The organism is Nocardia sp. NPDC006982 (assembly GCF_042869435.1).
Lineage (GTDB): Bacteria > Actinomycetota > Actinomycetes > Mycobacteriales > Mycobacteriaceae > Nocardia.
Window position 1 is genome coordinate 1 of record NZ_JBIAFV010000041.1, and the last position, 21,427, is coordinate 21,427.

Here is a 21,427-nt window from a genome sequence, read left to right on the forward strand (position 1 = left end):
CACCATCCACATTGCCGCCATCAACCAATGGCTACGGCATGAGTGAGAGCGGGCCGAACAGCCCGCCCTCACCACACTTCGACACAGACCCTAGTTGGCTGCTCTTACCTACTCGTCGCAACGCCCAGACGGATTTGGACACCAAGAACGGTCCAAATCGCCCCTCCTCCCGCGACGAGTAGTCAAGAGCCCGATAATGGGCTGTACACCAATAGAAGGAACGACAGGCGATGGCGAGCAAGGAATCCCTGCGCGTGGCCCACTACTGGGCGACCACCCGGCAGGCCACGATGAACCTCAGCCCGACGACCTGGTGACAAATGCCCAATGGGACGTGCTGACCGCGGAGCCGGGTGGCGTTGACTACCTGGAGGTAGACGCAAACGGGGTGCCGGCGCTGTGGGCGGTGCCGCACGAAACGGCCGACGACAGCCCCGTACTGTTTTGCATCCACGGCGGCGGGTACGTCGGCGGATCGATGTTCACACACCGGAAGATGTTCGCCCACCTGGCTAAGACGATCAGGGCTCGTGCGCTACTGATCGATTACAAGCTGATCTTCCAGGGCGGGGTCTACCCCCCAGCCGGTCATCAAGGGCCTGACCGCTTACCGGTGGCTGCTCGACCAGGGCCTCCCGGCGGGCCGGATCATGTTCGCTGGGGACTCAGCGGGAGCTCAATTGTCAGTGACCGTCCAGCTGCGCGCACGGAAGGAGGGTCTGCCGCTTCCGCTGGGGCGATGCTGATCTCACCGTGGACCGACCTGGAGGTGAAGGGTGAATCTATCGAGTCCAACAAAGGTAAGGACGCGTTGTTCACCAAGCAATGGATCGAGCGCATGATTGCGACGTTCCTTAACGGCTGCGATCCCCGCGACCCGGAAGCGTCGCCGCTGTATGCCGACATCACCGGCTTCGGGCCCATGTACATCCAGGTGGGTGATCAGGAGCTGCTGCTCGACGACAGCCGCACGTTTGCCAAGCACGCAGAGGAAGCTGGGATCGACGTCCAACTCGACGTGTTCGAAGGCCAACAGCACACCTTCCAGATGGCCGCAGGCCTCGCGCCGGAGGCCGACGACGCCATCACCCGCTTGGCCACCTGGGCCCGTCCCAAGCTCGGGCTCGACACAGGAGAATAATCGGCTCTAGGGAAGGCTGGCGGTCATGGGCAGGTGCTGCCGCTAGGTTGTGTCTCGAAGTGAGTGATGGTGTGGCACCGCTACGCGGTGCCACACCATCAGCATCTTCGGTCGAAGCTGTTGCCCGCGTTGGCATATAGGTGAGGTCTCCGGTATTCGGATTAGCGACCAAGCAAATCTGAATAAGCTCCGGAGACCTCGTGGTCAGCCTAGCGGTGGCGGGGCGCTCGGACCTGACTGATGCCCAATGGGCCCGGTTGGAGCCGTTGCTGCCTCGTGGGAAGAAGGCGGGACGCCCGTCGAAGTGGACGAAACGGCAGCTCATTGACGGGATCCGGTGGCGGGTCCGAGCCGGTGTGCCGTGGCGGGACGTGCCGAGTGAATACGGGTCCTGGCAAGCGGTGTACGGATTGTTCCGGCGCTGGCAACGGGCCGGTTTCTGGGCGACGATCGTGACTTCACTGCAGATGCAGGCCGATGCTGCCGGGGTGATCGACTGGCAGATCAGCGTAGACTCCACGATCACCCGGGCGCATCCGCATGCTGCCGGTGCCCGCCGCGAGGGCGGCGGCCGGGCTGAACCACCTGCGGGGCCGGGGCAGTGCGAGCCGGCCGATCATGGGTTGGGTCGTTCGCGGGGCGGGTGGACCAGCAAGCTGCATCTGGCGTGTGACCAGGGTTGCCGGGTGTTGTCGGTGCTGGTCACAGCGGGTCAGGCCGGTGACAGTCCGCAGTTCACCGCGGTACTCGATGGCATCGCCGTGCCGAAATTCGGTGGTGGCCGGGCGCGGGTGCGGCCCGAGCGTGTGTTGGCCGATAAGGCGTATTCCAGTCGAGGTAATCGGGAATGGCTGCGGCGTCGCGGGATCCGCGCGACGATCCCGGTCCCCGCCGATCAGGCTGAGCACCGGCGGCGGCGTGGTCGGGGCGGCGGCCGGCCTCCGGCGTTCGATGCGGTGGTCTACCGCGACCGCAATGCTGTCGAGCGAGGCATCAACCAGTTGAAACAGCATCGAGCGGTGGCCACGCGGTTCGACAAACTCGCTGTCCGATACCACGCCACGATCCATATCGCTGTCATCAATCAGTGGCTAAGGCACTGGTGATGGCGGGCCGCTGGCCCGCCATCACGACTTCGAGACACAACCTAGCCCTCCTCCGATTACTGCAACCCGTGCATCGGGAATCGGTTGGTACGCGTGCACATCGATCTCTACGACGAGCGGCAGCGATCGCTCGACGCAGGCCTGCCGCCCCGATTCGTCGACCTCCTGGACAACCTGTGCCGGCTACGTCGCGACGGTGAGCGTCAGGCTGCAGACTACAAAGCAAATTTCAAGACGCTCAAATACTTCCCGGCCTTCCCGGACCGGTTCGCCTCCATCGGCGATGCCAAGCGGTTCTATGAGGCGATCTCACCTACCACAACGCTCGTCACCGAAGGCACTCCCGGATCGGATTACACACTCCTCCAAGGGTTCGCGATGGCACGGCCTACCACATCCGCGCCGGGCAAGCCGATTTGCTCCCGCCGCCTACACCGCCAACCCGAGCCGATTCCATCGACACCTGACACTATCCAAGCTGCCGACGCGGCCTGGATCAACGAGGCAGTGAAGGAGAAAACCGTCACAGAATTCGTAGCCTGAACGGTCTCATCGGGTTTGACAATTACCGGAGCACGCAGCGCGCGCCGGGATGAGGTTGCCGCGGCGTGGGGCCGATTGGTGACCGGCAGCCGGTGCTGTTGTCCCGGCGCGACTATATGGACACCCGCGTGTTTAGGCTGTTTCTCGGCCTGCTCGGCGACGCGCCGTCGGGGCTTCATCCCGGCGAGGTCGAGGTGGAGACCTGTACCGCCGACAGGACACTGCTGATCCGGTTGACCGCGGTGCCCACCGCACCGGTCGTCGAAATACCCACCGATGACGGAATCATTGGCGGGGGCCCGAACACCTGGTAAAGATTGATCTGCCTGGCCTTGGAGCAGGGGCTGGCGCCGAAGCGCGAAGAAGACCAAGCGATACGGACTGACCTATGTACAGATCGCAGAGCAGATGTTCACTCTGATCCGCACGGCATACACGCATGTTCCAATATCTCACCAAGCTGGACCTGCAGTCTCGCGTCCAGCGGGCCGTTCACCTCACATACAAGCCGTGGCACGCGATCGCCGGCGGGCGTTCAGCGCGCGCGGCCGAAAGCGATCTCGGCCGCGTCGTGGTACTCCCGGTATTCCGGGCTGACGGTCCGCAGCTTCACACTGCGCTGCAACGCCGACAGATGCACCCACGCCGTCGGCGTCGATCTCGCGCTGTTGAAGCGCATCAAGGAACGATTGCGCGGTCCGAGGTCCGGATTCCGTCACCATATGAGTTGGCCACACTCGCAGGTGAAGACCGGAATCTCGGCGCGAAGATCATGAGAGGATCGACGTGATATGGGATGAAGAAGCTCTGAAAGTTCGGTTCAAGCACTGCAACGTAATCGAACGCGCCTCAACCCTGGCGGGTCGTGGGTATTCGCTACCAGAAAGCTCGCAACCAGTCTGGATCACATACCTACCTACATACCACCGTGTCCGAGGCCGCGCGCGCGCGACGACTGTCTCCAGCGCGCGATCGACGCACCGTGGCGTCGCCACCACGTTACGGTCCATGCTGCGTGCAAACTGCAGAGAACGAGCAAGACGACGACGCTGTCGAGGTTGGCTATCAGCGATTGGCCTGGGCCGATACGGGTCACCGCGTGTGAGATCAGCGTTAGGTCGACGGGGGCAGTGAACGTAGCCATCCCGGCGAGACAGAGCACCGTTCCGAGGACTAGGGCGACGCTATAGATCCGCACCGCTCGCCGTTCGTTTTGGGGCAACATGAAACTAGGGTCGACCGTTCCAGCGGCTGATCTGAAAACTATGTGCCGCAACCGGTTTCCGAGATAGCGGGCATATGCAGTGCCGTCGCCGAACAGGTTGCGGCAGGCCAAGAGGTCTTGCAGCACGTAATACACATCGGTGCGCATGAAGACCATGAACTCGAACGGCAATGGCATCAACGCGATCACCGTTATTGCGGCCAGGATCCTATGCAGGGTGGTCGCTGGGCTCGTCGCCTGAATCAGGATCGCGATCGCCGCGATCGACAGATTCGTCGCCGTACCTGCCAGATATGCAGTAAGCCGGTGGCTGCGCGGAGCGAATTCAATACCGCTGATGTCGGTTTCGGCAGTCAAGAACTGCAGCCGGGTGCTCAATTGAATCCGAGCGTGCACGCCTGCCGCGCGGGCGGTGATGAAGTGAGCCAGCTCGTGGACATACACGAACATCCATCCGGCCCCTGCGCTCAGCGCCAATACCGAACTTCCTCGCGTAGACCACAGCAGTTGGTGAAAACTGGGCAGCAGATCGGGCCGGAGCGCGAGTGTGGCGGTTGCCACCATCATCAGGCAACCGAAGAGGACAGGGAAGACAGGACTCAAAGCGAATCGGACATGTTCGGGCCGAATCCGGGGTAGCGACGCGGGAAGGGCTGGCTCGCAGGCGACCGGACAACCATCAATGTCGGCGACAAAACCCAACGCCACCAAATCCCGAGCGAAGGAGAGCACATCGAATGTGCAACGTTCGGTCTGAGCAATCTTCGTGGCCGTTCCCTCGATCGTACAGCCATCCTGGAACAGTCCGATGGCGACCACTCCTGCGCGGGGCAGCGCCACAAACCGGCGCGTGTCGAGTCTGCCCGTTATCCATTCAGCCCCATCCTGCCGAATGGCCATGTCGTGCAGACGCACGCGGCTTTGCGGAAGTACGATGACGGATACGGGTTCGGTCACGATAGGTCCCCGCAGATTTGACATTCTGGCCGACGCCCGAATCGAACCAGATTCGATTCGCCGGGAACCGCGAGATTTATCTCACACCAAAATCCTGACTCGATCGATGGAGCGCCAGTGAGGACCGCAAGCACAAAATGTGTGACCAAGCTGCCTGTGATGGCTGCCGACACGATGTTGACCGGATCCCAAGGCGATCGCGGGTCCAGGTCAGCGACGGACATTCCCGGGGGGAAACGCATGTCTGGTATGTCAATCACCTGATCGTGCAGGCACTCCCAGCACGCCCCGATTTCTGGTCCGTGCACACCGACTGAGGCATTCGGACCGTGGTATCCGCCGACCACCCACGTCAGGCCTGCCTGGTGGAACGCCCTGTTAGCCCAGCGGCGGATCACACGCGGCTTGTCGGCGCACAGTGCCACGACGTCGTAACCTCGTTCGAGCAGAGCACCGAAGTCGGCCTCACTCGTAATCCACCGTTGCTCGCCGCTGATCTGCACATCGGAATTGAGATCACTCAAATGCTCCATTGCAGCATCAATTTTCGGCCTGCCGATGTCGGCCTCCAGATACAGAATCTGTCTATTCAGGTTCGAGAGCTCGACGAAATCCGCGTCGACGCAGTGCAAAAAGCCCACACCCGATGCGACGAGCCCCTGCGCAACAAGCCCTCCCACACCGCCGAGGCCGATCAACAGAACTCTGGACCGCCGCAACCCAATTTGGATATCCCATGAATTGGAGCGTGGAACCCTATCGATCCAGCGAAAAAACGGGACACTCCTAGAATAGCGCTCGCGCTCTCGGTCGGTCAATTCCATCGGCATCGGCGCACCGTAATCGTCCAGCAAACCTGCGTCGAGCAATTCCTGCATCGCATCGGATATCTCTTGCTCCGATACGTCGGCATGATCAGCTAATACTACCGAGATAATCTCGGTAGGCGATCTTGTTCCGTCGAGGGCGTCGACCAAGGCCTTGATTCTTCCGTCTGGATCGTCGATCTCAACCCCCAGTCCGTGTACGGTTGCACCGATTCTTACGGCGCCGTCAGCCGTCACGTACGGACACAGTTCAGGCTTAATTCGCGGCCTTGCCATGTCCAGAATGTGGATTCGGCCGTTCATAGAGCCTCCGGAAATACGTCGACCTATCAGAGCGTAACATTCTCAGCAAATGATTCGTCGCCACCGCAATTATTCGCAGCGGCGACGAATAGTCCGCTTCAAACTATGAAGCACCGTTCCCCGTGCAGAAGCAGCCAGTAGTCTCCTTCTTGTCCAAAGGGCGAATCAAAATCGGAGTCGGACGCTTGTTGGAAGGGAGATTTGTGATGGTAGTGGTGGTTTTCTTCATGATTGTGCTCCTTATCTGGACTTTTACGCCTCCGAACAGCCTCGGCGATCGAAAATCCATAAATTAGGATACCAGCCTCCATCGTATTAGCGGCCGTCACCGTTGGGAATATTTTCTTACATGCATACGACCCGTGGACAGAAATATCTCCAAAAAGACAGGCCGCCACTCGCAAAATCTTTGGGCCGTCGCCTAGACGAGTATGTCCGAACTGTGGCTCGGCCTGGGCGAGCTACCGTTGGGATCGGCTGGCTTGGTGCGGAAGTGCGTGCAAGCGTGTGATTTACGCCATCGATGGTGGCGTTCACCTGCGAACCGGTGATGGCGGAGGGTATCGACGTCGACTCGTGACTGAAGACCTCGATACCCTCCTGACGGCACTGTAGGTGAAAATCGACTGCGAACTGACCGGTCCCCGCTGGACCGGCCGGCCGCCGGTGCTCACCGATTCGGAGTTGGTGTGCCTGGCAGTGGCCCAGTCGCTGCTGGGCTTCACCTCCGAGGCACACTGGCTGCGCTACGCGCGCAAACATCTGACCGGCATGTTCGGGTATCTGCCGCAGCAGTCCAGCTACAACAAGCGACTGTGGGCCGCGCTCGGGCTGGTCAAACGAGCGATCCGGATGCTGGCCCGATCCAGCGACTTCTGGCTCGACGACTGCTGGATCGTCGACTCGACCCCGGTGCCGTGCGGGATGTCCCGGCCGACGGTGAAACGCTCCGAGGTGGCCGGGTGGGCCGGGTACGGCTACTGCGCTTCGCATTCCTGGTTCTACTGGGGGTTGAAGCTGTACCTGGTGTGCAGCCCGGCCGGGATGCCGATCCTGTGGGCCCTGGCGAACCCGAAAATCGGTTAACGCGAAGTGCTTTCGGCCATGCTCGAAGTCGAATCGGATGTCGTCGCCGAGCACGAGGGCATCCTGCTGATCACCGACGAGGGTTTGGCAGGCCGCGCGTTCTAGACCCTGCTGGGCGAGTACGGGATCACCATGCTGCGCCCCTCGCGCAAGCGGGAGAAGGCCCGCTACGGTGAACCGCTGCTGAAGAAGGTGCGCCAGCTGATCGAGTCGGTCAACGACACGTTGAAAGGTCAGCTCGACCTGGAAGGACACGGCGGACGCAGTTGCGCCGGCGTCACCATCCGCGTCGCCCAGCGCGTGCTGGCGATGGCCGCCGCGATCTGGCACAACCACACCACCGGGCAACCGGTCACCCGCTCCCTGATCGCTTACGACCATTGACCCGGGCTTCGGACTTACTGGTCTAGGAGACTGCTGAATAAGCGGTTTTTTTGGGGGGCGGGAAGATCGCCGACAAGGCCGTCTGTGCGGTGTGTGAGGTCAGACCCCTGTGGGGTCGACAGAGTGGTCGTTCTTCCCGCCGGGGTCAGTATGGCAGTCCCGCGGCTGGTCGTGGGCGGGGTTGGGTGGTTCAGGCGATGGCCCAGGAGTGGTTTTCGCGGGTGAGGGCGAGAGTGAGCAGGCGGCGCAGGTTCAGCGCGGCCATGCGAGTGTGCAGCCATTGGTCGTTGGCGGTGATGCCGCGGTAGCGCAGTTTGCGGCAGCGGCCTCTTGGGCCGATCAGCCAGGCTATTGATCGTTTCAACATGGGGCGGTGGCGGCGGTAGTCGTCGGCGAGGTCGCTGTTTTCGCGCCAGTCGCGGCGTGCTCGGCGGAGCAGGTTGTCGTGTTCGTGCAGGTTCAGGGTGCGGCTGTCTTGCCTGATGGTGCATTGTTCGCGCAGCGGGCAACCCCGACACCCAGCCCCGAACACGACCTTGTGTTTGACGGTGATCGAGCGGGTGACACCGTTCGGGCAGGTCGCGGTGCGCTGGTGGTGGTCGACGGTGAAGTCGTCGAGGGTGAACCCGCCCGGCACGGCCGGGCGCAGCGGGAAGGGTTTGACGATCGCGGTGTGACCACGGGCGGCGAGCTCGGCGCGCATGTCACCAGTGCCGTATGCGGTGTCGCCCAACACATCTCGAACGTCGTCTTCATCGGCCAGGAGGGCTAGGCCGATCACGGATTCGTGGTTGTCGCTGCCGTTTCCCTTGGTCAAGCGGCCGTCGGTGAACAGCCCTGTGTCGGGTTCGACGGCCACGTGCGCTTTGTAGCCGTCCTGCTGTTTCCGGACGGTTTTGTGGATGTGCCGAGCGTCGGGATCGACGACCGAGATCACCCGATCGGCGGCGATCTTGCGGGCGATGCGCCAGCGTCCGTCGGTGCCGTCGGAACCCTCGGCCGGCTCGACATCTTGACCGGCGATCAACGCCAGCAACGCCAACGCCTTGCGTCGCCTTCTCGCGGAGAGAATCATCGAAGTCGTTGTCCGACACCGCGTTCACGATCGTGATGGCGTCGTTGACCAACCCCGAGACCAGCGTTGCGCGGGCCGCGTCGTCGTCCCAGGCGATCGCTGGTTTACCCGGATCGTCGTAGTCATGGGCATGGCAGTGCGCGGCTATCACCGCCGCCGCGCCGGGGACCTTGCGGCGTACCCGCCGGATCGCGGCGATCAACTGGGTGAGGGTGTCTTGGGTGGCGACCGCGTCGTCGAGGACCACCGAATCCAATGCTCTGCGTGTTTTGCCTTGCAGCACACCGGTTTCAGCGACCACGGCGCGTACCGCGTCGAAGATCCGGTTCGGATCGTTCGATTTGGCCAGCCTGCGCCGCCAGTAGGTCAACGTGGACGGGGCGAATCCCTCATCGTCCAATGCCAACCCGCACGCCACTTTCCAGCGCAGGTCGCACCGCAACGCCTGCACCGTTTCCCGGTCCGACAGATCGTGCAATGCCTGCAGCACCATCACCGACGCCGCGATCTCGCCCGCCAGACTCGGCCGCCAGGTCTTGCTGGGAAACAAGTCCTCGAACATCGCCGCTGGGAACAACTCCCGGCGATGCTCGGCCAGGAACGCGAACACACTGCCCGCCGGAACCAGATGCCCGACCAACGCCGCAGCGTCCATCAACTGCGGATCCGGCCTACCCTCACCCTGCACCCCGCCATTCTCGTTGACCCCGCCCTTCGGGCCGGGTCAACACACCGCGTTATTCAGCAGCCTACTAGGTGATCGGGCTAGGTCGGACACAGGATAGGCCACCCCCTACAAGCCATCTCATCGGCGGATCACGATGGTGTGATCACGGTGGTGTGGACATCCAGGTCTCATGCCGACCGAGCGTCGAGGACCACCTCTTGCCCGTCATCGGGATCGAGGTCGTCCTCGCCGAGGTGTGCGAGTGTTGTAGCGGCATCACCGACGTCGCCGCGGTCGGGCTCGGTGAGCGGAGCCAGCGGCGGCAACCGGTCGAGGTCGATATCGGTGTCGCCGGTGTCGCCGCTGGTGGCGAGTTCGCTGGGGGTAAGTGATCAAATCGTTCTCGGTGGGTGAGGCCAGGGATCCGAACACGGCTCGGTCGGCAGCGACTGCGAGCAGGCCGCTGCCGCGGGCGGCCGAGAGCATCAAGTGTTGTTCGCCGTCGGAGAGGTGGAACGCGGCGGCGACCTCGTCGATGGCCTGGGGGGCTGGCATAGGAGGATCTGGGTCGCGGCGTTGGACACGATCGCGCGCCCCAACTCGGTGGAGAGCACATCGGCGCAGTCCTGGGTAGCGACGGTGAGCCCGGCCCAGTGTTTGCGGAAACTCTTCGCGGCTCGGAACAGGAACTGCGCTCCGGCGAGGTGACGCATGAGCAGCCACGCCTCGTCCACCGTGATCAGCCGAGGCCGCCGATCGGCCGGGCTCGACACCCGCCGCTACGTCGTGTCCAACACCAGCAGGGTCCCGATCGTCTTCAACTCCTCGGGCAACTCCCGCAGCGAGAACACCACCAACCCGCCCTCGGGGTCGGTGGTGGTAGGCCCGTCCACCAGCCCGGCATAGGCTCCGCCACCGACGAAGGGATGCAAACCGGCTGCCAACTCCCCGGCGGCGGGGGTAGCGAGCCGGGACAGTTGGTCACGTAATCCGCTCAGGGTCAGTGCGGGCCGGGCCCAGGTGGCGGGGTCGTCGGTGATCCCGGCGGCGGCGTAGGTGGCTGATAGCGCGGTGTCGAGAGCCGCCCGTTGTGCGGGTGTCTGCTCGCTGAGCAGGACCTGGATGAGGGTGTGCAGGAGTAGTTTCCGTCGTATGAGGGCATCGGCGGGGCGCTGCGGCGGCCGTCGGTGCGGGTGTGGATTTCCAGGTCGAACGGGTTCAGCCGCCGCCCGGCCGTACCGAGGCGGATGTGGGTGCCGCCGACTGCCTCGGCCAATCGGCGGTATTCGTCTTCGGGGTCGATGACGACCTGCTCGATGCCGCGATAGAGCGAGCGCAGGATCTCGGTCTTGACCAGATACGACTTCCGCGCCCCGCTACGGCCCAGGATCACCATGTTGTGGTTGTGGGCCTCGGGGGCGAACCGGTCCACGAACAACAACCCCGAGGCGGCGTCACGGCCGTAAAGCACCCCCTCGGGGCGTGCGGCCTGGACCGGGTCGGCGGCGGGCAGTTGCGGGGAATCGAACGGGAACGCGGCGGCGAGGGCGGCGGTGTCGAAGGTGCGCTGCCTGCGGATCATATCGAGGCCGAGAGGCAGCGTGGTGGCCCAGGCTTGGGCGGCGCGGTAGGCCAGGGTGCAGGTGTCCACGAGCAGGCTCGCCGCCAACGCCCGCACCGCGGCGACCTCATCGGCCAGCTCCGCTTCGGAGTCGGCGTGCACTGTGAGATACACACCGACCCGGAACAGCCGAGCCTCGGCCCGTGCGACGCGCGCCGACAGTTCGACGGCGTCTTCGACCGCAACATCGATGTGCGGGTCGGAGGGTCGGCCTCGGCTCGCGTCGTGCATTCGGGAGGATTCCAGTCGCGCGAGTTGGTGGCGTAGCCGGGTGGCGGCGTGACCGGGTCAACGGGATCGATGTGCACGGCGACCTCGACCCGACCAGGATGCGACAACAGCGGCGCGAGCCATCCGGCAGTGACTTCTCGCGGATATCCGGTGACCGCCAGAGTCCGGGCGGAATGTCGCCGATCAACTACGAAACCCGCATGGCCGCCGTCCGAGCGGGCCTCGGCAACAGTCTTGTCACGAGACGAGGCCGCATAAAGGAGCCTCCACACTTCGAGTGGATTGACATGCCGTCTGCTGGATGACCGGCACCCGTTTGTCGATCCAGCGGGTGCGGCGTCTGTTCTGCCGGCGAATCGGGGTATTTCCGTGTCATGGCCGATGTCTGACTGGGGGCGTTATGCCACGCTTGCGGTCGGATGATCTTGGAGGAGGTGGGCGCGTGAGCCTCTCGAAAGCTGCTCAGTCCGTGCAGGACTTCGTACACTCGGCGTACAACGCGGGACAGCTGGAACATGCGCTGCGGTGGGCGCTCAAGCTGCCCACGCCACCCGGAGACGCCGGTCAAATCGCCCGCCAGGCTGATGGCTACCACGGGATTGTGACCCGTTTGGCGGAGCTCGATGACACTATGCAGATCACCCGGACGATCCACCTTCCGGCGGCATGGCGGGGCAAGGCCGCAGAGGACGCGGGTACGGCGCTGAAAGCGATTGCCGCCGATATATCCGCATGTCATGTTGCATTCCAAAGCGCCGGGGGCAGTCTCCAAAAGTGGAGTAGCACCGTCGGTGCCGCAGTGGCGACCGATGGGCAAGGTCGTGCATTGGTCACCCAAGCACTACGCGTGATCAGCGGCCGACCCCTCCTGTCGGGCAAGTCGTTGGGACAGGCTATGACGCTGGCCCACAATGGATGCGATTGTCTGGTGCAGGCCGCCCAGCAATACGATGCTGCCGCAACGACGGTGGCGAGGGACCTCACCGAATTCGCTGCCAATGCCAGTGCGCACTTGGCCCAAAGCCGTGGCGTAGGTTGGATCTTCGGGGTGCAACCAATCGATCCGCTCAGCGCGGTCACGTTGGCCTACAGTACTCCGGGTTTGCTTACCCCGAACGCTCTGGACTTGGCCGGTCAGCGCTATGCTGCGTTGCCTGCCGACCAGCGCGATGCCTTCGAGCGGATGCTCGAGCAGAGCCGCTCCCCGACCGAAGCGGGCTTTCTATGGAAGGCCCTGGCCGCGGGGAACTCACTCGATGTCATACGGCTATTCGAGGAGGAGATACATCCTCACGGCGGTGATACGAATTGGCTGATCCAACATCTGATTCCTCCACTGTATCCGAAGTTCGGGACCAAGGCTGAGGCCACTTATAAAGGGGTGGCGATCTTCTACCAAGGTGATCACGGCGATTGTGTTGCGGCCTCGACCGTTGTGGCACGGGCGATGAACGACCCGGTCTACATGCTCGGACTGACGACAGGATTCGGCAAGGATTGGCAAAACAATCCGCCCAAAGGGGTTGATACGCCAGCCGCGGTGCAGACACGACTGCAGAATACCTACCTTGCGATGGATGATCACGGCTGGGGTGGAGGACATCCCAACGAACTGGCCAACGAATGGCTGAGCGGCCCTGTCGGCAATCATTATTCAGAGCGCGATCTCGATACTTCGGCTGCCCGAAGTGCGGCCCTGAAGCAGATTGAGAGTTCCGTCGACGTGGGCAAGCCCGTTGTCGTGCATGTTAATGAAGACGCCCACCTGGCAAAGAGCGCGATCCTTCATGACAGTCACCAGATGATGATCATCGGCCATCATGGCGATCAGCTCGAGATCTATAATCCGTGGGGTTTTACCCAATGGGTGCCCGAAACCGATTTCGTAGAAGGAAAACTCGGCTATCTCACGGATGGGCACTTTCCGGTCCCTCGGGAAATAGACGTACCGCAATGATCCTAGGTTGAAATTCGGTGTGATAGCGGATGTTCGGCCCGGCCCGGACGCGGCACGGTGAATGGATGGTGCGAGTTCCCGAGAATGACAGCGGTCTCGGTGGATGGTCGGCGTACGGGTTCGAGGTGGACCCCGACCGACTGCCAGGCGTGGCCGGTCGGCTCGGCCACATCTTCGATTACTTCGCCGATACCATGCTGCCGTTGGCGACCCCGGATATCACCGAGGCGCAACTCGGTGATCCTGACGTCGGAAAGGCATGGACGGCATTTCACGAGGCGTGGTCGGCAGAGGCCAAGACTGCCGCAGGAGCGTTCGCCGAGTTTGTACAGGCGATGGCAGGCGTAACAGGAGCCTACGAGAGTGCTGACATAAAGGGTGGCGACGCCATTCGCCTGCTCTCGCCCAACGATCCGCCGCCGACGGCCGATTCGGTTCCGGTGCAGAACGATCCGCCGATTGTGACGACCGATCCCAATCTCATAGAGCCTCATGAGCTTAAACGTCTGCACGATCCAGTCACGCACCGCGATCCACCTCCGATGGTGCGCGATCCGGTTCCGGGATCCACGTCCGGTCATCGACCGTTGGAGGCGGACGCGAGTTGAGCGCCGAGAGTCCGATACGCAGATCCGACGATGCGCTGCGTGTCCTTGACGTGGTCGCCGCCATAACGGAAGGAGCGCTTGTCCCCGGAGACACTCTGCACCCGTTATTCACCGAGTCTGCGATCGCCGCGTCGTATTTACTGGAGGGCCAGCAGGTGATTCCCTATGCCATCAGGTACTTGGCCGACTGTGTACGCGCGATGGGGATCGTCGCATGCAGCGAACTGGCCGAGCCGCTGCGAGGCGCGGTGCCCGCCCGCCTGGCCCACTCCTGGCTCACCGCCGCGTGTTCATCTACGCCCGATCTTGGCCGCGATGCACTGTTCGCCCGCTGGCTGGATATGATCGCCACGCTGCTCGACGTCCGAGCAACGATACGACGACAGCCCGACCATGCCGGGTGACGCTCTGTGGAGGCAATGTCCGGTTCGGGCGAGCGAATCACGTCGGACGGGCGGCTGACGAGGGCGCGGAGGGTGAGGATGGCCCCGGTGCCGGCCAATCCCAGCGGCGCCGGTGATTTTGAGGCGGTCGCCGACATGGGTGGCGGGTAGACTCGACCGAGCGGCAAGGTGCCAGCCGGTGTGCTGGCTCTTTTCCGCTCGGTCTGCCCCCGAACCGGGCATGCCCGATTCGGGGGCACCACGGCCTTCCAGTTATCACAACGCGAGTGGTGAGGCGGCTCGCTCGTGGATCCGGTTGTGGCAAATACTGCAGACCACAAGAGCTTTGCGGCGTCGCCTTCATGACCTGGATCCGTGGGGCGGTGTGTTACTGGCCCGGTCGAGGTCGGCCAGTTGTCGGATGTGGTGGACTTGTGGGTTCGGCTGTCGGCAAAGCTCGCGTCTACCCGCTTGGAGCCGTTTGACCAGCCCTTTCGTCGGATAGACGGGGACGGGAGCGGAACTCCACCGGGAGAACGCTCCCGCTTTGCTCAGAGAGCAACCCAACAACCGTTCCACATGAGCAGCCCGGCAACTTAGGCACCCCCCGCCCGCAGACCGTGGCGGGACCCGAGCGGAACTCAACCTGCAGACTCGGGTGCTGAACGCTAGCGCAGGGACACAATAGAAGCGATTAGCAACGACCTCGAAGCCGAGCACCTCTACCGTCACGTAGTGATCGGAGATGTACGGCTCCACGACGGCCATAGCCGTAACCAGTGGCGAACGGTCATCCATGGCGCGCGTGCCGCTGCTGGCCAGCTGTCCCTGGTCATTTATTCAGACATTTAATGGCCGACGGCAGCCAACGACACCTAAGCATGCAAACTTCAGTAATGCTTATCACACAATCCGTCATGTGCCGCTTCGGTATCATCGCCGCTCAGAGACGGAACGAACCAACGACACTCGACACCAGTCTTCGGGCGAGGGAGTGCGTCGAGTAACCGATCGAATACAGCCGAGTCCCCCGTGAGGGGGCAGGCGCCCGTCCTACGACACCTCCTCCGGCAACTTCAATGTGAACTATCCACTTCAAAATCAGGAAGTTGGTAGCTAAGCTATGCACCTGTCTACGACCAGGAGGTGACATGGCGAGACGGAAGATCGGCTCTCTGCTCCCCATCCGTGATCACGCCGTTTTCGGTGAGTACGAGCTCGGTCGGCTCGTCGTTTAGGCGCGATGGACCGAAGAGTTGGGACTGGATTCGGTGTGGCCGGGCGACAGTCCTCTGGCTAGGCGGCGGCTGGCTGCCGTCCGACCAAAGGCTCAAACATATGCCGAGGAATCGGCGCTCATCAAGCAGATTGCACCACGCCAACTCACCCAGCCCGTACTTGACGCACTGCGTGACGCCGAGCTGGACACGCGTCGATCCAAGCCACTTTCGCCGGTACCAGCTCTCAATCGGTCGAGTGGCTGACCGGTTATGCCGCAGCCGGCGCTCACCCCATTGTGATCGTCCGGCGACCGATGACCACGAGACGCGCCTCGAGGAACTCGCCGACCAAATTTTGCCCATACTTCGCAAGGAAGGTTACTAATGACCACATTCGTTCTTGTCCATGGCGCTTGGCATGGCACATGGGCCTGGGAGCGGGTCGTTCCGCTGTTGCACGCGGCCGGAGCGCCCACCATCGTCCCCGACCTCGACACTGCCGAAGAACGTGGATTACATGAGCACGCCGCGATCGTCGTCGCCGCTCTCGATGCCGCACCCGAGGATGACGAACTCATTCTGGTCGGACACAGCTACGCAGGCCTAGCTTGAGTTTTAGCTCTGCGGCGTGGTCGCGGCCCTGCGGGTTTCGATGCTTGTCGGTTGCTGGGGGTCTTGATGTGCACATCGTAGCGGGGTGCTGGGCGTTGATTGCGGTGGCCGGGTGGTCGTCCGGGTCCGGGGCGTGAGGGTTTCGGTGTACTTGCGGGACAGGCGATGTTCCCGCGTAGGTTCCGAAACCCTCGTCGGACGCGGGCTGGTGTAAGCCGTTGCGGGGCAGCGGGTTTCTCCCAGTGCCGTCTCAGGTCGGCGGCGAGGCTGCGGGCCAGGCGGAGTTGGGTGTAGGCGGCCAGCAGCAGCCAGGTCCACCGGTCGGCCGCGGCTGGGGCGCGTAGCTTGGGGCTGGTCCAGCCGAGGGTTTGTTTGAGCATGCGGAAGGTGTGCTCGATATCGAAGCGTCGCAGGAATGCCTGCCACAACACATCGACCATGTCCGCGTCGAGATCGACGACCGAGTGCCACAGCCACACCGGTTTCGGAATCGCCCCGGAAGGCAATCGCGCGACATCGAGCCGGATCACAGTGCCCTCGATGACGGGCAACGTTCCGGTCTGGGCGACCCAGGACGAGCGGTGAGTTAGCCTGGGGTGCAACCTATTCCATGATCTGGCGGTGGCCGGACCGTAGAGGCGGGTCTCGGTCGTGGTAGCGGTGTCGGGCTCGCCCCAGGTGGCCGGATCGGCGAAGACGAACTCGCCGCCGTGCCGGGGCGGGCGGCCGTTGGTGCCCGGCTGTCGGGGTGGCGCGCCACGGCGCAGCACCCGGTCCGAGCGCATCCGTCCCAGCACCGCTACCGGCAGGTCCGCCAGTAGGAACGCCAGCCGGGGTGCGTCGTAGCCGGAGTCGGCCACGATCCAGATGTCCGGGTCGCCGGGCCGGTGGTGCCCGGCGTCGATCAGGTTGGCGATCACGGTCCGCAACTGAGCGGCGGTGACGGTGGCCGCGTCGTCCCCGGGGGCCAGCCGCACCGCATCCAGCGGCGCGGTCCAGGAACTGCGGCCGGTCTCGAGCGCGCAGACCACCGAATACGGCCAGCCCGGGATCATCAGGTGTGAGTCCTTGGCACGGCCATAGGTGTGACACAGCATCCGCTGCGGGCAGGTATGCGCTTCCGGACGCAGCCAGCAGGTGATGTCCACCGCCAGCACCAGCCTGCCGTCCGCGGCCCGCGGCAGCGGCACCGCTGTCAGCGCCCGCCGCAGCCGAGCGATCTCGATCTGGCCCCGATCCAGCGCGGCATACACGCTGCCGTGGCCGCGGCGATGCTCGCCGACCAGCGACAACTCCGGCAACGACCGCACCGGACCGTCCGCGCACAACACCGCGTCCACCAGCTCGAACACCGCATCCGCCCGCCGGGTCACGCACCGATACAACTCCTGCCGGAACACCGACAGGTCCCCCCATACACCGGCGCAACCGGTGTCGTGCACACTGTTCATCGAAGCCCTTGGTTATCAGATTTGTTCTGTCGCAAGACAAATCATCAACCAAGGGCTTCATTCAAGATCATCCGGGGCACGGGACGCGACCCGCAGAGCATAAAACTCAAGCTGGTCGTCCGGGAGGCCGCAGATGCCCGTCCCTACACCGTCGGCGACCTCGTCCTGGTCGAGGGTTGGGCCGGACCCGACGGTGCCAGCATGTTCAGCTTGGCGCCCGACGTCTTTGTCAAAACCATTCGGGAGGCGGCCGAAGGCCGCGGGGACGGTCGATGGATCCCTGCACCCCCGCCCGCCGCATTTGGGATTTCCGACACTAACGACGTGGAATGGCTGGCCGCACGCTTGAGTCCGCAGCCGCTTCGTGCCTTCACCGAATCCACACGATTGAGCGGGGCTGTCGACCAGATTCCTGGGACTGCCATCTACTGCAGGCCACAGATTTTTCCCTTCGAACATTTCGGCAAGGGTCTTGGGTACCAGATACATGGGCTGGACAGCCCGCACGATGTGATGCTCACCCGACCCGAAGCGCTCGCGCAGATGCTGCTGGATATCGCATCATTCAAAATTGGAAAGGATGAAGTCTAGTATGAAGAAGTGGACCAGCGAACCTATAACCAGTACTGCGCGACCGCGCGCACACTCGACCTCGTCGGCGAGCGCTGGACTCTGCTCCTTATTCGCGAACTGCTGACCGGTCCCAAAAGGTTCGGCGACTTGCAGGCCAGCCTGCGCGGCCTCGGGACCGGACTGCTCGCCGCCCGCCTCAAACACCTAGAGCAGGAAGGACTCGCCCACAAGATCACGCTGCCGCCGCCCGCGCGCACGCCCGCTTACGCCCTTACTAATGCGGGTGAGGAATTGGGCCCGGCGATCCTGGCGCTGGCGCGGTGGGGCCTCAAATGGGCAATGAGCGAGCCGCGAACGAACGAAACCTTTCACCCGGGCTGGGCAGTGCTCGGCCTGCGGGCCTGCTTCGACCCCGACGCCGCTACCGGACTGCGCGCGACCTACGAATTCCGCATCGACGACGAAGTCTTCCACGCCCGCATCGACGACGGCACCATCGAGGCACTCCACGGACCCGTCCAGTATCCCGACGCCACCATAACGATCAGCAGGACGGCATTTCGTGGCTTGACCAGCCAAGACCTGACCCTCGCTGCAGCGATCGAGTCCGGGGCCGCGTCGGTCTCCGGTGACGAGGAAGCGCTGCACAGGCTAAGCGGCTTGTTTCGCCTGCCGCCCCGACACACCCGCAGGACGGTCCGTGAACCCGCTTGAGTTCGGTCAACATCACCATGGAAGACGATAGTGGTTAAGCGGAAACCGATTCCGCACCCTTACCACCGGCGGCGGTGACGACATATCCGGCGCAGCGACTCGGGAGCGTCATCGGCCGCGGGCAACGCAAGGGATCGGTGACGACACCGCAGACGTGCTGGGAGATCGGCAGCTGCAACCGGTAGCATGCTGTTCTCCTCGGCATTGTCGACTGATTCCGAGCAGCCCGAGGTAGTGGTGTAGAGAGGTCTTCGCGATACCGGTCTTGCCCACGGATCTCTGCCAGGGGCTCGCGTTCGTCCCGCCGCAATCGCACGTACCTGATCTTGTTGTCGAGGTGAGCGACGGACCGGCCGCGACGCGAGGACCCCATGGCTACCGCGCCCGCGCGAGCGGCCCGTTCGACAGTGGCCGGTGAAGGTGTGCTCCATCTCCCGGCCCCGCGGAAGTACCGCACCATGAATGCGTCCTCGCTTCGAACGGCCGCCGTGGCCCATGCCACCGGCCGCTATCGCACTCCGGATCTGCTCGCCGCACGAATTGGCCTACTCCAGCGTCAGACCCAGTCGTGCCGATGGTGAACTATCTTGGCGATTATTCCGCCAGCCACCCGGGGTCCCGTCCGAGCAGCGCCGCAATGTTATCGATAGCCGGCAAAGCCTCATCCGTCGCCAACGGCGGGCGATAAACCCCGTTCGGCCCGTTCAACGGGCTCCCCGGCATCGTGATCCGCCTAGCGATCGGAAGCGCGAGGATCGTGAATCGCTCTGGCACCCAACAGGTTCGGCCGAGTGCGCGCGAGAGGTCCCAGCGGTGCACCAGCATGTCGACGAAGTGGATCGACAACAGCTGATCCTTGGCTATCGGCCCTCGCGGCGGCAACTCGACGACGTCGCCCGCTTGCTCCATCGCTGCCACCCACCGTGCGCCGGTAACGGCGAAACCGTCGCGGGGGTCGGTAGCGGGGGTTATCGGTGGCAGTAGCGGGGCTATGACTGCCTCATGTCGTTCGTTCATGTGCTGGATCAGGTCCGTGACCGCCCAGCCGGTGCACGGGGTCGGCTTGTGAAGGTCGGCATCGTCGAGCACGGCGACGTCATGGCCGATCAGTGTCAGGGCCATCGCGTCGAGCTGTAAGAGTTCAGGCATGAGTCACTTCCAAATAACGTTCGATCGTTCGCAAAACTATAGCGAACGATCGGCCGTTATAGTAGGGGGATGCCACGAAGTTCACGCGCCGAGGCAACCCGGACCCGGGAGCGCATCGTGCGGACCGCCGTCGACGAGGCATCACGTATCGGCTTGGAAGGCTTGACGATCGGTACGCTCGCCGAGCTGCTCTCGATGAGCAAGGCTGGGGTGATCGGGCCGTTTGGCTCTCGGGAAGCGTTGCAGTACGCCACATTGGAGCAGGCGGGGCGGATATTTCGAGAAGCTGTCGTTGGGCCGCTCGCCGATCTGCCGCCGGGCGTGCACCGGCTGGCGCGCCTAATCGATGTGTGGATCGATTACTTGAGCGCATGTCCTTTTCCCGGTGGATGTTTCACCACGGCGGCCTCGGCTGAACTCGACGGCCGTCCGGGGCCATTGCGGGATTGTCTGCGCACCGCAACCCTCGCATGGCGCTCCTTGCTGATCGCGGAAATCACGGCGGCGCAAAAGGAAACGGCTACCCCCCACCGCCCTCCAGTGGAGATCGCCACCGCTCTCGTCGGCATCTCCATGGCTGTCAACCAGGAGATTCAGCTCCTCGGTGACCGATCCGCAGCCGACCGAGGACGCGCTGCGATGCGCACCGCCGCCGGGCTTGATCGCGCTCCTGAACTTCCCCACTGACGCTCACCGAAATTCCCCATTTGTCCCGTGTGGCACTGCCGTGAAGGGGCGGTGCTCCTTCGATGCTGGTGATTACCACACCTGACGAGCGCTTTGATCGGAGCAGGGCCGCTTTTCCGTGTTGAAAGGTGAGGAAGATATGGAAATCAGTGCCCTGCGGGCGCGGGGCTGGACGATCTAGCATATCGCCCGGCCTACCGAATGGTGACCGCACGATGATTCGCTATGCCGATTCGACATAAGGAATCTTATGCTGAAGCCGTCATTATGCCACGCAGACGTTCCCGGCCCGGCGGCGGACCGGGTTCGGCCCCGGGATCTCGGCATAACTGGTCGCGGCTGTACAGGTTCATACTGGAGTGGGGGAGCGGAGATCGAGATGTCGAGGGGTGGTTCCGGATTGGCAGGTAGTCCGCGCCGGATTGTGGTGCCAACGCCGCTGGCTGCGTTCGTTACCGGATTCCGGACAGAGCTGACCACCCGGCGATTCGCCCGGCATCCGGTGGCACAGTCACCAATTGGATGGCGAAGCCGAGGCGATTGCTATCCCGGCGGCGCTCGGCGATCAGCTTGCGATCCTCATCGTCGAGGTGAAAGAACCGCTCCAGATCAACCTGGGTCAGTACACCGAACCGGCCGTACTCCACGGCCCCCTCATCATGCAGAGCCGCACATGAAACCACCAGCAGCGTAACCACGCTCGCTGTTCGATCGAATCAACACCGCCAGAACAGCATCTCGGCCGGATCCACCGGATCAGCGACCGGCCGATGCCTGGTCTCACGCCACATCCGACCAGGCCAGATAACCCTTAGTACTCCAGCCGCACTTAGTTATGTTGTGCGGTATCGTGTTTCGTTGTGTCGGTTGATGGGGATCTGGCTGCGTGGGTGGCTGGGTTGGATGA

Annotated in this window: 21 protein-coding genes and 4 pseudogenes; 15 read left to right on the forward strand and 10 right to left on the reverse strand. The window is 63.3% G+C overall.

The window, feature by feature from the left end; translation table 11 throughout:
• Nucleotides 1-196: 196 nt before the first annotated feature.
• The 5 genes and pseudogenes from ACFYOW_RS47890 to ACFYOW_RS47910 all read left to right on the forward strand — a co-directional run.
• Nucleotides 197-544 (forward strand): annotated as a pseudogene (locus ACFYOW_RS47890) (hypothetical protein); the annotation flags it as partial.
• Nucleotides 545-617: 73 nt separating this feature from the next.
• Nucleotides 618-1,141: pseudogene (locus ACFYOW_RS47895) on the forward strand (alpha/beta hydrolase fold domain-containing protein).
• Nucleotides 1,142-1,341: 200 nt separating this feature from the next.
• Nucleotides 1,342-2,247, forward strand: a complete 906-nt coding sequence (locus ACFYOW_RS47900; RefSeq protein WP_387298591.1) for an IS5 family transposase — start codon at nt 1,342-1,344, stop codon at nt 2,245-2,247.
• Nucleotides 2,248-2,340: 93 nt separating this feature from the next.
• Nucleotides 2,341-2,790, forward strand: a complete 450-nt coding sequence (locus ACFYOW_RS47905; RefSeq protein ID WP_387298593.1) for a hypothetical protein — start codon at nt 2,341-2,343, stop codon at nt 2,788-2,790.
• Between the two features lie 65 nt (nt 2,791-2,855).
• Entirely contained in the window at nt 2,856-3,104 is a 249-nt protein-coding gene (locus tag ACFYOW_RS47910; RefSeq protein WP_387298595.1) for a hypothetical protein, read from the forward strand.
• A 221-nt stretch (nt 3,105-3,325) separates the two neighbouring features.
• Here ACFYOW_RS47910 and ACFYOW_RS47915 read toward each other — a convergent pair whose 3' ends face one another.
• The 3 genes from ACFYOW_RS47915 to ACFYOW_RS47925 form a co-directional block, all read right to left on the reverse strand.
• The gene (locus ACFYOW_RS47915) at nt 3,326-3,469 is read right to left on the reverse strand and encodes a hypothetical protein (protein WP_387298597.1); all 144 of its coding nucleotides are present in this window, start codon (nt 3,467-3,469) and stop codon (nt 3,326-3,328) included.
• A 237-nt stretch (nt 3,470-3,706) separates the two neighbouring features.
• Nucleotides 3,707-4,972, reverse strand: coding sequence for a hypothetical protein (locus tag ACFYOW_RS47920; RefSeq protein WP_387298599.1), 1,266 nt, complete (start codon nt 4,970-4,972; stop codon nt 3,707-3,709).
• Complete coding sequence (locus ACFYOW_RS47925) at nt 4,969-6,102, reverse strand: HesA/MoeB/ThiF family protein (RefSeq protein WP_387298602.1); 1,134 nt, start codon at nt 6,100-6,102, stop codon at nt 4,969-4,971. The genes ACFYOW_RS47920 and ACFYOW_RS47925 overlap by 4 nt, the downstream gene beginning before the upstream one ends.
• Before the next feature lie 615 nt (nt 6,103-6,717).
• Here ACFYOW_RS47925 and ACFYOW_RS47930 point away from each other — a divergent pair.
• Nucleotides 6,718-7,188: a hypothetical protein gene (locus tag ACFYOW_RS47930; RefSeq protein ID WP_387298604.1), complete on the forward strand. Its 471-nt coding sequence runs from the start codon at nt 6,718-6,720 to the stop codon at nt 7,186-7,188.
• Nucleotides 7,189-7,320: 132 nt separating this feature from the next.
• Entirely contained in the window at nt 7,321-7,572 is a 252-nt protein-coding gene (locus tag ACFYOW_RS47935) for a hypothetical protein (protein WP_387298606.1), read from the forward strand.
• 190 nt (nt 7,573-7,762) lie between these two features.
• On the opposite strand, the pseudogene ACFYOW_RS47940 reads toward ACFYOW_RS47935, so the two are convergent.
• A pseudogene (locus tag ACFYOW_RS47940) lies at nt 7,763-9,335 on the reverse strand (IS1182 family transposase).
• A 197-nt stretch (nt 9,336-9,532) separates the two neighbouring features.
• On the opposite strand from ACFYOW_RS47940, the gene ACFYOW_RS47945 reads away from it, so the two are divergent.
• Nucleotides 9,533-9,706: a hypothetical protein gene (locus tag ACFYOW_RS47945; protein WP_387298608.1), complete on the forward strand. Its 174-nt coding sequence runs from the start codon at nt 9,533-9,535 to the stop codon at nt 9,704-9,706.
• Between the two features lie 93 nt (nt 9,707-9,799).
• Here ACFYOW_RS47945 and ACFYOW_RS47950 read toward each other — a convergent pair whose 3' ends face one another.
• The 3 genes from ACFYOW_RS47950 to ACFYOW_RS47960 are packed head-to-tail and all read right to left on the reverse strand — an operon-like array spanning nt 9,800 to nt 11,166.
• Nucleotides 9,800-10,087, reverse strand: coding sequence for a hypothetical protein (locus tag ACFYOW_RS47950; protein ID WP_387298609.1), 288 nt, complete (start codon nt 10,085-10,087; stop codon nt 9,800-9,802).
• Nucleotides 10,088-10,093: 6 nt separating this feature from the next.
• Nucleotides 10,094-10,258, reverse strand: coding sequence for a hypothetical protein (locus tag ACFYOW_RS47955; protein ID WP_387298611.1), 165 nt, complete (start codon nt 10,256-10,258; stop codon nt 10,094-10,096).
• A 56-nt stretch (nt 10,259-10,314) separates the two neighbouring features.
• Nucleotides 10,315-11,166 carry a VirB4 family type IV secretion system protein gene (locus ACFYOW_RS47960; protein ID WP_387298613.1) on the reverse strand — a complete coding sequence of 284 codons (852 nt, stop codon included), beginning with the start codon at nt 11,164-11,166 and terminating at the stop codon, nt 10,315-10,317.
• Between the two features lie 442 nt (nt 11,167-11,608).
• Here ACFYOW_RS47960 and ACFYOW_RS47965 point away from each other — a divergent pair, with 442 nt between their 5' ends.
• The 4 genes from ACFYOW_RS47965 to ACFYOW_RS47980 all read left to right on the forward strand — a co-directional run bounded on the left by ACFYOW_RS47965 (nt 11,609) and on the right by ACFYOW_RS47980 (nt 15,946).
• Complete coding sequence (locus tag ACFYOW_RS47965; RefSeq protein ID WP_387298615.1) at nt 11,609-13,123, forward strand: hypothetical protein; 1,515 nt, start codon at nt 11,609-11,611, stop codon at nt 13,121-13,123.
• Between the two features lie 149 nt (nt 13,124-13,272).
• A complete protein-coding gene (locus tag ACFYOW_RS47970; RefSeq protein ID WP_387298617.1) occupies nt 13,273-13,731 on the forward strand; it encodes a hypothetical protein in 459 nt (152 codons plus the stop codon).
• Nucleotides 13,728-14,135 carry a hypothetical protein gene (locus tag ACFYOW_RS47975; RefSeq protein WP_387298619.1) on the forward strand — a complete coding sequence of 136 codons (408 nt, stop codon included), beginning with the start codon at nt 13,728-13,730 and terminating at the stop codon, nt 14,133-14,135. Before ACFYOW_RS47970 ends, ACFYOW_RS47975 begins: the two co-directional genes overlap by 4 nt.
• Nucleotides 14,136-15,718: 1,583 nt before the next feature.
• A complete protein-coding gene (locus tag ACFYOW_RS47980) occupies nt 15,719-15,946 on the forward strand; it encodes an alpha/beta fold hydrolase (RefSeq protein ID WP_387298621.1) in 228 nt (75 codons plus the stop codon).
• Here ACFYOW_RS47980 and ACFYOW_RS47985 read toward each other — a convergent pair.
• A complete protein-coding gene (locus ACFYOW_RS47985) occupies nt 15,928-17,397 on the reverse strand; it encodes an NF041680 family putative transposase (RefSeq protein ID WP_387298623.1) in 1,470 nt (489 codons plus the stop codon). The genes ACFYOW_RS47980 and ACFYOW_RS47985 overlap by 19 nt on opposite strands.
• Nucleotides 17,398-17,418: 21 nt before the next feature.
• Here ACFYOW_RS47985 and ACFYOW_RS47990 point away from each other — a divergent pair, with 21 nt between their 5' ends.
• Complete coding sequence (locus ACFYOW_RS47990) at nt 17,419-17,988, forward strand: hypothetical protein (RefSeq protein ID WP_387298625.1); 570 nt, start codon at nt 17,419-17,421, stop codon at nt 17,986-17,988.
• 9 nt (nt 17,989-17,997) lie between these two features.
• Entirely contained in the window at nt 17,998-18,684 is a 687-nt protein-coding gene (locus tag ACFYOW_RS47995; protein ID WP_387298627.1) for a winged helix-turn-helix transcriptional regulator, read from the forward strand.
• A gap of 594 nt (nt 18,685-19,278) precedes the next feature.
• Here the strand turns inward: ACFYOW_RS47995 and ACFYOW_RS48000 are convergent.
• Nucleotides 19,279-19,833, reverse strand: a complete 555-nt coding sequence (locus tag ACFYOW_RS48000) for a maleylpyruvate isomerase family mycothiol-dependent enzyme (RefSeq protein ID WP_387298629.1) — start codon at nt 19,831-19,833, stop codon at nt 19,279-19,281.
• Nucleotides 19,834-19,950: 117 nt separating this feature from the next.
• Here ACFYOW_RS48000 and ACFYOW_RS48005 point away from each other — a divergent pair, with 117 nt between their 5' ends.
• Nucleotides 19,951-20,520 carry a TetR/AcrR family transcriptional regulator gene (locus ACFYOW_RS48005; protein WP_387298631.1) on the forward strand — a complete coding sequence of 190 codons (570 nt, stop codon included), beginning with the start codon at nt 19,951-19,953 and terminating at the stop codon, nt 20,518-20,520.
• 509 nt (nt 20,521-21,029) lie between these two features.
• Here the strand turns inward: ACFYOW_RS48005 and ACFYOW_RS48010 are convergent.
• Nucleotides 21,030-21,185: pseudogene (locus ACFYOW_RS48010) on the reverse strand (DUF4158 domain-containing protein); the annotation flags it as partial.
• Nucleotides 21,186-21,427 lie beyond the last annotated feature (242 nt).

What these genes read in the sequence shown, in the direction of transcription:
- ACFYOW_RS47915 (WP_387298597.1), bottom strand. Translation starts at nt 3,469, where the DNA reads ATGCGCTTCAACAGCGCGAGATCGACGCCGACGGCGTGGGTGCATCTG.
- ACFYOW_RS47925 (WP_387298602.1), bottom strand. Translation starts at nt 6,102, where the DNA reads ATGAACGGCCGAATCCACATTCTGGACATGGCAAGGCCGCGAATTAAG.
- ACFYOW_RS47935 (WP_387298606.1), top strand. Translation starts at nt 7,321, where the DNA reads ATGCTGCGCCCCTCGCGCAAGCGGGAGAAGGCCCGCTACGGTGAACCG.
- ACFYOW_RS47960 (WP_387298613.1), bottom strand. Translation starts at nt 11,166, where the DNA reads ATGCACGACGCGAGCCGAGGCCGACCCTCCGACCCGCACATCGATGTT.
- ACFYOW_RS47980 (WP_387298621.1), top strand. Translation starts at nt 15,719, where the DNA reads ATGACCACATTCGTTCTTGTCCATGGCGCTTGGCATGGCACATGGGCC.
- ACFYOW_RS47985 (WP_387298623.1), bottom strand. Translation starts at nt 17,397, where the DNA reads ATGAACAGTGTGCACGACACCGGTTGCGCCGGTGTATGGGGGGACCTG.
- ACFYOW_RS48000 (WP_387298629.1), bottom strand. Translation starts at nt 19,833, where the DNA reads ATGCCTGAACTCTTACAGCTCGACGCGATGGCCCTGACACTGATCGGC.